The sequence below is a fragment of the Desulfotruncus alcoholivorax DSM 16058 genome (assembly GCF_000430885.1).
Lineage (GTDB): Bacteria > Bacillota > Desulfotomaculia > Desulfotomaculales > Desulfallaceae > Desulfotruncus > Desulfotruncus alcoholivorax.
Genome location: NZ_AUMW01000015.1, coordinates 31,234 through 44,388 on the forward strand (window position 1 = coordinate 31,234; position 13,155 = coordinate 44,388).

Consider the following 13,155-nt stretch of genomic DNA (forward strand, 5'->3'; position numbering starts at 1 on the left):
AAAGGACTAACAGGACACTAAAAGGTCACTAAAAGGAAAAGGCACTTAAAGTACAGTAAATGTACTTATCTGTTATGGATTACCAAAGAAAATAATTCGACAAGGATCGAATCTGTTCCTTTAATAGTTATATAATTTTGGTAATGGAAAATAGATTGCCGCATCGCACCGGCGGGCTTCCAGCCAAGCGTGCACCGGAGACAGAACCTGCGCTAATGTATACCTGCCGCATTGATGATATCCTGCTGTATTTTTTTCAGCCTGTTTTTATTGTTGGATTCCGCATAAATCCTAAAAAGCGGCTCGGTGCCGGAGGCGCGAACCAGGACCCACTCGCCGCTCTCTAAAACAAGCTTTATCCCGTCCATGGCATTTTTTTTGGCGACCGGAACCCCGGCGAGTTCACCGGGGTTCAGTTGTTGCAGTTTCTCCATGATGCGGCTCTTTTGGGCCGGGGTGGTGTGAACATCCAAACGATCGCTGTACATGCCGCCGCCGTATGCACGGGCCAATTCCTCCGCAAGTTGACTCAAGCTTTTACCGTTGACAGCAACCATTTCGGCTGCCAGCAGGCCGGCCAGTATGCCGTCCTTTTCAGGAATATGCCCTTTTATGGAAAGCCCCCCGCTTTCCTCTCCGCCCAGCACGCAGCCCTTTTCCAGCAGGTTTTGCCCGATATATTTAAACCCGACCGGCGTTTCGTATACTTGTTGCCCGTGTTTTTCGGCAATCCGGTCCAGCATGTGGGTGGTGGCCACGGTGCGGGTAACCGGGCCCACCAGGCCTTTTACGGTAATCAGGTGGTGATACAGCAAGGGCAGGAATTGGTTGGGGGTTATGTAAACCCCCCCGGCATCGATGATGCCGAAGCGGTCGGCGTCGCCGTCCAGCGCCAGGCCCAGGCGCGCGCCCTCATCCTTGATCCACCGGCACGCTCCTTCCAGCGACTTCCTGGTGGGTTCGGGCAAGCTGCCGCCAAACAGCGGGTCGCGGTGGCAACGGCACTCTTTAACCCTGCTGCCTGCCCGTTTGAGCATTATATCAAGGTAGCCCATCCCGCTGCCGTGCATGGCGTCCACCATTACCTCCAGGTTGGCCCGGCCGATTGCCTCCATGTCCACAAGTTTTTCCAGGTGATCAAAATATTCGTAACGGGGGTCGATCATAATGCGGTCAGCCACGTGGTGTTCAGACTGTTCTTTGGACCGGCGCCCGGTTTGGTATTCAGCTGCGGGCTGCGCCATCGCGATGCCGTGGTCAACAGCCAGTTCCAGGGCCTGCTCCTGGTGGATGCTTGTTGGACGGCGGTCGCCGTTCCGGAGGTAAGCTATATCGTTTTGGAGGCGGGCTATATTTTCTTCTATTGCGGCTGTTATGTGAGGCAGCGCCGGGCCGGCGTAATCAGGGATAAATTTAAAGCCGTTGTATTCAGGCGGGTTGTGGCTGGCTGTGAGCATTACCGCACCGGCGGCATGATGCACTTTTACGGCAAAGGCTGTAACCGGCGTGGGCAGCGGCCCGTCGGACAGGTAAACTTTGATACCGTTTTGGATCATCACATCGGCCACGTTGTCGGCAAAGAGGTCGGAGAGAAAACGGTTGTCATATCCGATGACTATGCCCCTGGCCCCCATGTCCTTGCTGTTGATGTAGTCCGCCACCGCCTTGGAGACAATGCGGACGTTATCAAAGGTGAAATCGCCGGCGATAATTCCCCGCCAGCCGTCCGTGCCGAATTTTATTTTTTTCATTTTTATGTAATCCTCCTGGTCCTGGTTTGATAAACACGTTCTATCCGCCAACTATTTAACACCGCTTCAATTACCCGGCTTTAACCATATGCCAAAGCAAGCATACTGAATGACCTTTAACCAAAGTATTCTGACTCCTGACTCCTCAATAAAGCAATTATTTTGAAGTAATTATTTTGAAGTAATTATTTTTTATATTAAATGTCAATCAATGCGCATATAATGTACAGATCTTAATGTTACCCCTAAAATGTTACTTTATGCATTTTTAGCCAGATAAGGAGGATTATATTGAATAAGCAGGCAGTGCTAAGGATTGGCAAGGTTGAAGATATCCGGCGGGATGAGATGTATCGTGATTATTTGCTGCTGTTGGCGGAAAAGAAAAAAGCGCGGGGAAAAATTGACAGCGCTGTGCGAAACAGGCTTGCGCTGAAATAAGCGGCAAGCCTGTTCTTTTCAATAGTTAAATATTAATTTTTAATTATTAAAGGTATTATTTGCGGCATGTCGACAGTACTTCACAGTTTCCAGCAGGCCCGCGGCCAGGCCGGTCTGTGCCCGCCAGTTCAGCCCCGAGGCGGCCGCCCTTTCGTCCAGGTAGCTATGTTCAATGTCTCCCGGCCGGGCCGGGCAGTATTCGGGCTCCGGTGTGCTGCCCGTTATTTCTTTCAGGGTGTCGAACAGTTCGTTAACCGAGGTGGGCATGCCGGTGCTGACATTAAAAATGCCCCCGCCGCCCCCGGTCAGCGCGGACAGGTTGGCGTTCACCACATCTCCCACGTAGATGAAGTCCCGGGTCTGCTTGCCGGTGCCGAATATTTTCACCCGCCGGCCCCGCAGCATCCGGTCGGTGAAGATGGCCACCACGCCGCCTTCCCCGGTGGCGTCCTGCCGCGGGCCGTATACGTTGGCATAACGCAGCACGGTGAAGTCAAGGTTGTATAATGTCCGGTAGACCGCCAGGTAATGCTCCACGGTGTGCTTGGATATGCCGTAGCCGGACATGGGCTGCAAAGGGTGTTTTTCGTCCACCGGCAGGTAGCGGGGGTTGCCGTAAACGGCAGCCGAAGAGGCGTAGACAATTTTTTTGACCCCGCAGGAGCGGCAGGCTTCCAGCAGGTTGATGGTTCCGATGACGTTGATGGCGGCGTCCTCCGCCGGCCAGTCCACGCTGGACTGCACGTCGATTTGGGCGGCGTGGTGGATTACGTACCCGGGTCGCTCGGATTTCAGAGTTTCCCGCACGAAGTTTTCATCCCGCAGGTCGCCCTTGTAGAAATTAACCCGGGGGTCCAGGTTTTCCATCCGCCCGCTGGACAGGTTGTCCAGTACGGCAGTTTGGCAGCCCCGGGCGACCAGGGCATCTACAATGTGGGAACCGATGAAGCCGGCCCCGCCAGTTACTAATACTCGCATATGCCCTCCTATATCAAAGTGATTGTTCCGCGCCACGAAGCGCCACGGGGACGGTTCCTCCGGCTTCCCTTCGCTATACGCTTCGTACGCTTCGGGGACGCTCGAAGCGTCCCATGATTCCGCTGCTCATGAATCCGCTATACCTGGCTCCGATAGGGACTTTAAGTAGTAAACCGCACGGGCGGTCGTCCGCCCCTACCGATGACAAGGGCTGGGGAAACAATAGATACATGCAAACACGCGCATGCAAACATGCGGATGTTTCTCTTGCTTCTATCTTACCTGGTTCTTACCTGGTTCCAGTCATTAAGTCGTGCAAGTATTGGCGGAATTCTTCCGCCAGGTCCGGACGCTGCAGGGCAAATTCCACCATGGCTTTGAGGTAACCCAGCTTGTCCCCCACGTCGTACCGGTCGCCTTCGAAAATCAGCCCGTACATGGGCTTTTGGGCCGCCAGCACTTTTAGCGCGTCCGTCAGCTGGATTTCACCCCCGGCCCCCGGTGTGGTATGGGCCAGAATTTCGAATATTTCCGGTTCGATAATGTAGCGGCCCATGATGGCCAGGCGGGAGGGCGCGTCCTCCGGGGCCGGTTTTTCCACCAGGTCGCGGATAATATAAATGTTGTCCCGCACCGGTTCGGCATCCAGAATACCGTATTTGCCGACATCTCCCGGGGGTACTTCCTTAATACCGATAACCGACGCCTGCATTTCCTCGTACAGGTCCGTCATTTGTCGCAGGCAGGGCACTTCACTGCTGACGATATCGTCGCCCAGCAGCACGGCAAAGGGCTCGTTGCCCACAAACCGGCGGGCGCAGTAAACGGCATGGCCAAGACCGCGCGGCTCTTTCTGGCGAATATAGTGGATTTCAGCCAGGCTGGAAGTTTTCTCCACTATCTCCAGCAGGTCTTGCTTGCCCTTGCTGCGCAGGTGGTCTTCCAGGCAGCGCGATTTGTCGAAATGGTCTTCAATGGCTTTTTTATCCCGGCCGGTTATAATAAGTATATCCTCGATCCCTGAATCTACTGCTTCTTCAATTATATATTGAATGGTAGGCTTGTCCACTATTGGTATCATTTCCTTGGGAAGCGCCTTGGTGGCCGGCAAAAAACGTATTCCCAATCCTGCCGCCGGTATAACCGCCTTTCTGATTCTCATTGGCGATTCCTCCTAATTATCAATTTACCAGGAAAGAACAGGGATGGAAATGCGGGGACGGTTCTGCAAACAGTCTCCGCGTTTCCCGCTCCCCCCGTGCTTCCCCCCCAAGCTTGCGCATTTCAACTCAGGACTTGACTCATAACTCAAGTATATATTCCAGCCGGGGGCAGGTAAATCCTCCTTATCCAGAAAAAAGTAATTAGTACAATAAAAAGCAACCTTGAAACCTGTAAGGTTCATGGTTGCTTTTGTTTAATTATTTAATTATTCAATTATTCAAATGTTCAATTATTCAATTTATGAAATGATTACATTTTAGATGATCCTTGACGCTTCAAGCCTTCGGTTACCTTGAAACCGGCACGCCCGGAGCTTCCCAGCACGCCCAAACGGTTGGCGGAGTAGATAACCACTACCGCCAGCACAGCCAGCAATGCCAGCGCCTGGTTGCTGCTGATTAAATTCAACAACACTGCGTTAATCCCCAGGAAAGCACTGAGACCGTATATCACAAGTACGGTTTGCCGGTGGCTGAGCCCCATCGCCATAAGCTGGTGGTGCAGGTGCTCCCGGTCGGGCTGGAATATCGGCCGGTGCTTGTGATAACGCCTGATAATAGCGAAAAAAGTATCCAACAGCGGTATGCCCAGGATTACCATCGGCACAATTACGGAGACGGCTGTGGCGCTTTTGGTAAGGCTCATAATGGACATAACTGCAAGGGTGAAACCTAGAAACATGGAACCCGTATCACCAAGGAATATTTTGGCCGGGTGGAAGTTATGCTTTAAAAAGCCCAGGGTTGCAGCCACCAAAATCAGTGACAGCATTACCATGTCGGTCATTGCGGCTGTGCCTGACCTGCCCCACTGGGTCCAGGCCACCGCCGCCATGGTGAGGGCGGCGATACTCGAAACCCCTCCGGCCAGCCCGTCCAACCCGTCGATAAGGTTAACCGCATTGGTTACAGCCACAATCCAAAATAATGTCAGCGGAACGCTCAGCACTCCCAGAAACAACATTTTACCTGTTAACGGGTTGGTTATATAATATACCTCAATTCCAAAGGGAATTACGGAAAGCGCCGCCAGTATTTGTCCCAACAGCTTCACCCCGGGGGGAAGGCCCCTGGTGTCGTCCAGAATTCCCAGCGCAACAATAACAGTGGCACCGGCCAGCAATCCCCATATGCCCGGATATGCCCTTGCCGGAGATATGATCACCGCCGCAGTAAAGGCCAGGTATACTGCCAGTCCGCCCATCCGGGGCATTAAACCCTTGTGCACCTTGCGAGGGTCGGGGCGGTCGATGGCCCCAATTTTAACGGCAATTACCCGCACCACCGGCGTTGCAGCATAACCAAGGACCAGCGCGAGAAAAAGCGGTATTGTATATTTTTCCAAGAATTCTCCCTCCAGCCGGTAAAAATCGGCATCAGACAAACTTAAATCTATTTTATCACTGGCGTTGGTGCTCTACAAATTCAAAAAATGCTTGATATTAGCTAATATATGTAAAATACGGGCTATTTATGTCGGGTTTGTCCCCCCGGCTGCGTCAGGCTTCCATTTTCCTAAATCATCAAGATTGATAAAGATTGATGATTTTACTCTTTTTTTGCCGGCGCAAAACCCGACAGGCCCGGTTTGGCGGTTCGGCTTCAGCCGCGATTTCAGCGCAAAGCCGGGCGAAAGCCGGGCGGACAGGGTCGCCCGCCCCTGCATCTTCAGATGGCGATTCGTGTATTGTCATTGCGAGGAGCGAAGCGACGCGGCAATCTCGGACTCCAAAACCTGGGCTGTGCGTGTAGCCGCGGTGCGCAGGTGTTCCATTTTACGGGTCATATTGAGCACAACCCGGGAGCGGTCCGCCAGCAGCCTTTCAATCAGGCCTGCCAGGGCCTCGCCTTTTATTTCACCGGGGCGGCCCGCAGGCGCCACATCAATTCTTTTCAGGAAGCGTTCAACCTTGGGGTCGTAAACAATCCCCAGCGGAGGCACTCCGCAGACAGCGGCGAAAATCAGGGCGTGCAGGCGCATCCCCAGGAGCAGGTCCAGGTTGCCGGTGAGGGATATCACCTGCGGCACATTCAGCTTTTCACTGACAATAATGCTGGGTTCCCGCATCGCCGCCGCCACTTCACGTGAAATCACCAGATCCGCCGGGCTTTGCATGGGTATAAATACCACTGTCCGGCCGGCCTTGACCAGGTTGTCGAGGGCGCGGGCCAAATCCATTTCCCATGTGGCCCGGCCCGGCAAGGGGCGGATGGCGACCCCCACCACTCCGGCGCCCGGTTCCACACCATGGCGCCGCAGGATTTTAGCCCCTTCCGCCAGGCCGATGTCTTCGGGGTGCAGCCCCAGCACCGGGTCGGCTGTGACTTCGACCGGCCGCGTTACCCCCATGGCCTGTAAATCGCGCCTGGATTCCTCGTCCCGCACCGTGACGGCCCTGACGCCCCGGGTGGTAAGGCCCACGAGAAGCCGCCCGTACTTGGTGTTAACCGGGCCGATGCCCTGGGCATAATACATCACCGGGCGGCCAAGCATGCGGGCCAGCCAGATTACCCCCAGGTAGTAAAGCAGGCTCTGCAGCCCGGTTACGTCCTGCAGGAGGCTCCCCCCGCCGCTTACCAACAGGTCGGCCTTCCGGAGCGCGCCGGCCACTTCCCTGATGCTCCACCTGTCTACCGCCCGCACCCCGTAATCCCGGGCCGTGGCAGCCGGGTCATTGGAAAGCACGGTCACGTCCAATCCGGGGATGCTTTTGCGCAAAGTAAGCAGCATGCTGTAAAGCACCGCCTCGTCCCCCAGGTTATTAAACCCGTAATAGCCGGATATTACTATTCTATGTCCCATAATCACACCTTCTTATAACACTTCGCCAACACTTCTCAAAACGCCTTCATTTATTAATTTATATCCCATACCCTGTCCCGGCAAACCTTGGCCCCAACCCAAATTTTAGCACAGAGGAGAAACACCCGCCTATACCTCAGTGACATATATTATTACCTCTGAATACAGATTAAAAAAGCACCGAAAGAAGCAGCCGGGTAATCCGCATGTAACTACCCGGCCGTTTTATCGTATTTTATTGTATTTACATAAGTTAATAAGTTTGGTGCCCGGCACTATATACTTATGTTAACCGTAACCTGTGATTCCAAGCCTGTTTTGCCGGTGACGGTTATGGATATGGTGTTGGTTTCAAGCAAATCCAGCACTGTCTTCAAGCCATTCAGGGTTATTGAAGGGTCACCGATCAATTGCTCAACGGTAACGGAAGCCACCCCTTGATTGAAAGTTATTTCTTTAGTGACGCCAAGCAAACTAACCCTGGCTTTGCTTGCATCTGATGATGCATTTACTGTAATGCCGGTGAATTTGGAGCTGTCTTGATACCCGGTTAAATTAATGTTGAAATTGTTGTTTGTACCCGTTACCGTAACCGGGTTGCCGTTCACCATAAAGGTTACTGAATTCACCACCGGTGGTTGTTCGGTGTAGGGGGTATCAACTGCGCCGCCGCCCCCTCCACCGCCGCCGCCTGCGATGGGCAAACCTGCAGCGTTTGCCGTGCTTAAAGTTATATTTTGCTGCCCGGCATTACCCACCTGTAAGCTCTTCTCTATTTGGGCCACCTTGCCGTCAATTACGCAGCGCACCAGGTACTTATGGTCTTTAACCAACACGGCGGTATATTTACCGCTGTCATCAGTGCTGACAGTAAAGGTGGGATTGGTGGTAAAAATAAGTGTCGTATTTTTTACAGGCTCACCGTTCTTGTCTTTCAAGGTGCCGGTGACCACAGCGGCCGCCTGCACCGGCAGGTCGACACCGGTCATATTGCCGGCGGTCACCTGCACATCACTTTGATAAGCCACTTCCTTGCCGGTGGCGGCTGTCAAATCATATTTACCCGGCTCCAGGTTAAATTTAAAACGACCGTTGGCGTCGGTTTTGGTTAAAGCCAATACTTCATAGCCGTCGGCCTGATATATTTTTACCACAGCATTGGGCACGGCCGCATTATTATAAGTTACCTTGCCGTCAATACCGGTTGCTTTAAGCGGCTGGGGTTGAACCGGTGTACCGGCGCCCGGTGTATAGCCCAGGGCCCGGTCCAGGGATACTATCGCCTCTGCCCTGCTGATGCCTTTTTGCGGTGCAAATGAGTTGTCCGGCATGCCTTTCATCAAGCCGGCCCGGACAACGGCGCCGGTATTGGCGCGGGCCCATGGCGCAATTTGCCCGGCGTCCGTGAAATTATCAATCCCACCGGTATCCGGGGTGAGCTTGAGCAAACGCACCAAAACGCCGGCCGCTTCCTGACGGGTGATGGTTTGGTTGGGTCTGAAGGTGCCGTCGGAATACCCGCCGATATAACCTGCGGCGGTTGCATTCGCCACATCACCATAATACCAGGTTCCGGGCTTGACATCCGGAAAATTCGCGCCTGACTTGCTCTGCTCAACTTTGAACGCGCGGTTGACCAAAGCGACAAATTCCGCCCTGCTAACCTGGCGGTTAGGCTTAAAGGTGCCGTCAGCATATCCGGCGGCCAGCCCTTGATCCACCCATTTGTTTATCTGCCCTGCCGCCCAGTGGCCCTGCAAATCGGTAAAACCGGCTGCCAGGGCATAGCCCGTCAGGGTCAACAGTACCAACATTGTCAAAAATAATATACGTGTTGCCTTTTGGGTCATTCTTTGCATGTGCCTCCTTTTTTCTAATTTGTTGTTTGTCGTTAAAATTACCTGGTTTATATATTCCACCCGATTATTGTCACTTCCTGCTTTGCTTCCTGTTTCTTCTTCTTTCTTGACTTGCCTTGGCGGGCATGGTATTTTGGAATCAATTGAGAAGATCCAGCAGTAAAGAAAAGAAATCAGCCGGGCAATCCGCATGGAACTGCCCGGCCGTTTAGTTGTATTTACATAAGTTAATAAGTTTGGTGCCTGACACCTATTTGTTGATGTTGATATTGTATGTTGTTATGCCGTTATTATTGCTTACTGCGGCAGATATCTCTACAACATTTGTGTTACCGCTGATAGTTTTCAGCCAGTCATATAAGCTTTCAACTTTTACCCGATTCAAGTTTAGAGATTTAATTAAATCCAAGCGGTTGATTTGTGTATCATTTGCAACTGTTACAATCATGCTGGGCACATCATTAGTAACGAAAGCTTGTTTAGCCTGAACATCGGTAGATTCTTTGATGGCGTTGTACAGGGTGGTAAAGTTGATCGCATTGAAGACCGCACTCCTGGTATTTGCATCAAGCTTATTGATTTCATTGAATAAGGTTTGAAAGTCAATCGCCTCTATGATGGCATTTTGTGTGGTTTCGTCCGCGCCGGTTATTGAACTGAAAATCCGGCTGAAATCTATGCCTGAAATGTCGCCGTTTAATAAGGCTTCAAACAAGATTAATTTGTCTTGCTCTGATAACACTGATAGCAGCGCATCCGATTTGATTGCTTTTACAATAGTTATTTTATTTTCACTGTTAATTATCATGGGCATGATTGTCTTCAAATCGTTTAACAGGCTGCTTTTGTATTGAGCCGGAGCGCTCTTGGCCGCTTTAAAAGCATTGGTAAAGTTAGATGCGGCCAATACGGATTTTTTAGTTTGGTCGCTGGCTTTATTAATTGCATTAAACAAACCGCTGAAGTCAATACCGGCAATGATTGAATTCACAGTAGCCGAATCGATTTTCTTTAAAGCATTAAATAAGGCGGTTAAATCCTGTGACGAGATGTTAACATTCGGGACTAAAATATTGCTGATATTATTTAATGTTCCGGACTTTAAAGCAAATTCGCCATAAGGACCCAATCCTTCCACAGTTAACTTCAGGGTGCAATCTTGGCTAACCTCTGTGCCGGTTTGGGTATTAATTTGACTTAAAGAAACTGAAATATTACTACCAACCGGTGTTTGTCCGGCGAATTTGGTTATTGTCGGCGCCCCGGCCTTGACGGTTAATGCAAATTCTCTGGTAACCGTGACACCATCGCATGTAACTTGGGTGGTTAAAGTAACGCTGACATCGGTTTGTTGACGGGTTACTTTACCGTTAGCGGCAACAACGCTGGCATTGGACGATAACCACACTATATTTGATCCTTTTGCACCGGTAGATGGCAGCGTTAAATCCTGGGTAACACCGGCGGCGCTGTCCCCGGAGGCGAAAATCGACAGGTTTTTCGCATCTGAGAAAGCTTTCTCCGCACATTGCAGCAATGTTTGCACCTTTTCTTTTAAAGTGTTGTCAGCGATATCGTTATCACTGGTTTTACCGATTAGGACCAAGTATGCATTAACTTTGTTACGTGCTGTTTTGATCTTATCTTCGTTGTCCTGGTTGTATGTTATTGACGAGCTCCAACTAATTGCATCAATTGCCGCGCCTTTAACATTTTCTATTAACTCATCCTTTATACTGTCGTCCACGTTAATTGTTACGTTATTAGGATCGGATATTTCCAAAGAAACATCAGAACTATTAATTTCCAGCTTAGGTACTATTGTTCCTTCGCCAACTGTAATTTTTGTACCTGTTGAACCCTGCGGTACGGTTATACTTGTAACTGTTCCGCTGCCGCTCAAGTTTAAGCTGGCGTTATTGCCAGATATTTGGACTGATGACAAAGTAGTATTTGTGTTAGTTTTAATTGCGGCGCTTTGATTTAACTTAAGTGTACCTACTGTGGTACTAGCTCCGGGGGAGGTTGGCGGTGCCACAGTAATGGTTAAGTTCGGAGCATCAACAGTTATGGTGCTACCTGAAAGTTCTCCCCTTAATTCAACCTCTTGATTGGCTGCTTCGGACTGGATGGTAATGTCCCCAAAGGAGCCTTGTTCTGCTTCTAAAATAACCTTGGAGCCAACGTTTGTTCTTTTGAGATTCGTAGTACCACGGGTTACAATTCTAACCGGATTTTGCTGATTGGAAGCTTTTACGGCCACTTGATCGGCCTCAACATTTTCAAATCCAACAGATGATGATGCGCCGGAAAGAACTTCGATATTAGCTGCTTTTATATTACGCAGGGTAACCTCGCCGGCAGCGCCCGGATCCAAAGTTAATTTTGTCGTGAATTCGGCTAATCCGCTGGCCGGACCAAAAGTTCCGGAGCTTTTGATGGTATAACCCCTGGAGTCGCTGTACGTTTCCCCTGCCTTTATATCACTTTCGCCAAGTACGATCGGGTCTGAATCAGGAGTAATGCCGCCACCGCCACCGCCGCCGCCTGCAGATGAAACGGTGAAAGGAGCTTTGAGCGTGCCGGTAGCATATTCTCCCGCTGCGCCGGCTTGCAGGTCTTCTTTAATAATTACCGGCCCCTTGGTCTGACTTGTGGGGTCATAAGCCCGCACAGTGTATGTCCTGTCAGGCAATACGGCAACGGTGTATTCACCGTAGCTATTGGTTACGGTTACAAAAGTGGGGTTGGTGGTGAACAGCATCTTGGTATTTTTAAGGGCACTGTTGCTTTTGTCCACCAGTTTACCTTTTAAGACAGCCGCTTTGACCATTTTTAAGTCAGCCGTCGATATTTGATTACTTGTTACCTTAACGTCATCGAGATAAGCAACCTGTTGATCAGTTGAAGCGGTTAAATTGTAAACTCCGGCTTCCAGGGCCAGTTTATATTTTCCGTCTTTACCGGTCTTGGTTTCTTTTATGGCTTCAAAACTTCCTGCCTTGAAAACTCGGACTACGGCGCCCGCCACAGCCTTATCGTCAAAAGTTACCTTTCCTTCTATGGCACTGTTGACGACAACCTTGTTACCGTATTTGACCAGGGCACGGTCAAGGGTTACAACTGTCTCAGCCCTGGTAATACTTTTAACCGGTTTAAAAGTTTTGTCCGGAAAACCGCCCATCAACCCTGCTTTGGCCGCAGCGCCGATGCTGCCGCGGGACCATGCCGCAAACGTTGCAGCGTCGGCAAATTTATCCAGCCCGTCACCGGTCTGTTCCAAACCGAGCAACCGCACCAATATGCTGGCCGCTTCCTGGCGGGTGATGGTTTGATCGGGCCGGAAGGTGCCGTCGGCATAGCCACCGATATACCCCGCTGCTTTGGCTGTATTGACATCGTTGTAGTACCATTTGCCGGCTTTAACGTCTTTAAACCCGGCACCGGCGACATTTTGTTTTTCCACGCTAAAAGCCCGGTTGACCAGGGCGACAAATTCAGCCCGGGATACTTGGTTATCCGGCCGGAACGTACCGTCATCATAGCCGCCTGCCAGGCCGTTACCCGCCCACTTATTTATTTGGGCTTCCGCCCAGTGGCCTTTGATGTCGGTGAAGCCGGACGCCAAAGCATAGCCCGCCACAGCTAGAACAAGACACGCCGTTAACGCTACAGTAAAAAATTTTTTATAACCCAAATAATTTCACCCCTTTGAGTTAGTTTCTTGTTAATCCTTGGTTCCAGTTTTTCTCGCCGTGCAAAATTGATCTGAACTTATAATTGCATACCTCCTTATCCAAATTTGCCGAATTTATATATATTACAATTCTACCAGTAATTTATATAATCCTTTAAACTAATGACATATAAATCCATAGAAGCTAAAATTTTTTATAACTCAACTTTCGGAGTTGACAAAAACCCATAGTTATGCAGTTTGCAAATTCAATCTGACTTTTAGAAATTAAGCAAGTTATCCATAAAACCTTAAAATAAACTCACTGACCACAGACTCCGGAAGAAACAAGTTTTCCCGCAAAGCCTGTTTTAGCAGTTCCAACAGTCAAAAAAAGCCTGCGCAAAATCCATGTCAGCTACCT

Annotated in this window: 9 protein-coding genes; 1 reads left to right on the plus strand and 8 read right to left on the minus strand. The window is 50.5% G+C overall.

Going from position 1 to position 13,155, the window contains the following annotated elements; translation table 11 throughout:
• Positions 1-212: 212 nt before the first annotated feature.
• Positions 213-1,751 carry a phosphoglucomutase/phosphomannomutase family protein gene (locus tag H569_RS0108660; RefSeq protein ID WP_027364679.1) on the minus strand — a complete coding sequence of 513 codons (1,539 nt, stop codon included), beginning with the start codon at positions 1,749-1,751 and terminating at the stop codon, positions 213-215.
• A 291-nt stretch (positions 1,752-2,042) separates the two neighbouring features.
• Here H569_RS0108660 and H569_RS22485 point away from each other — a divergent pair, with 291 nt between their 5' ends.
• The gene (locus H569_RS22485) at positions 2,043-2,192 is read left to right on the plus strand and encodes a hypothetical protein (RefSeq protein ID WP_157833490.1); all 150 of its coding nucleotides are present in this window, start codon (positions 2,043-2,045) and stop codon (positions 2,190-2,192) included.
• Positions 2,193-2,231: 39 nt separating this feature from the next.
• Here H569_RS22485 and H569_RS0108670 read toward each other — a convergent pair whose 3' ends face one another.
• From H569_RS0108670 to H569_RS21285, 7 genes are all read right to left on the minus strand, one after another.
• Positions 2,232-3,170 (minus strand): SDR family oxidoreductase, encoded by a 939-nt coding sequence (locus tag H569_RS0108670; protein ID WP_027364680.1) that lies wholly within the window; start codon positions 3,168-3,170, stop codon positions 2,232-2,234.
• Positions 3,171-3,459: 289 nt separating this feature from the next.
• Entirely contained in the window at positions 3,460-4,332 is an 873-nt protein-coding gene (galU, locus tag H569_RS0108675) for a UTP--glucose-1-phosphate uridylyltransferase GalU (RefSeq protein WP_027364681.1), read from the minus strand.
• Between the two features lie 311 nt (positions 4,333-4,643).
• Positions 4,644-5,738, minus strand: a complete 1,095-nt coding sequence (locus H569_RS0108680; protein WP_027364682.1) for an MraY family glycosyltransferase — start codon at positions 5,736-5,738, stop codon at positions 4,644-4,646.
• Positions 5,739-5,916: 178 nt separating this feature from the next.
• On the minus strand, positions 5,917-6,087 hold the full coding sequence (locus tag H569_RS22740; protein ID WP_169726461.1) for a hypothetical protein: 171 nt from the start codon (positions 6,085-6,087) through the stop codon (positions 5,917-5,919).
• Positions 6,084-7,196, minus strand: a complete 1,113-nt coding sequence (csaB, locus tag H569_RS0108690) for a polysaccharide pyruvyl transferase CsaB (protein ID WP_034630042.1) — start codon at positions 7,194-7,196, stop codon at positions 6,084-6,086. Before csaB ends, H569_RS22740 begins: the two co-directional genes overlap by 4 nt.
• Positions 7,197-7,471: 275 nt before the next feature.
• Positions 7,472-9,247 (minus strand): S-layer homology domain-containing protein, encoded by a 1,776-nt coding sequence (locus H569_RS21280; RefSeq protein ID WP_051273472.1) that lies wholly within the window; start codon positions 9,245-9,247, stop codon positions 7,472-7,474.
• Between the two features lie 58 nt (positions 9,248-9,305).
• Entirely contained in the window at positions 9,306-12,752 is a 3,447-nt protein-coding gene (locus H569_RS21285) for an S-layer homology domain-containing protein (protein WP_051273474.1), read from the minus strand.
• Positions 12,753-13,155: the final 403 nt, after the last annotated feature.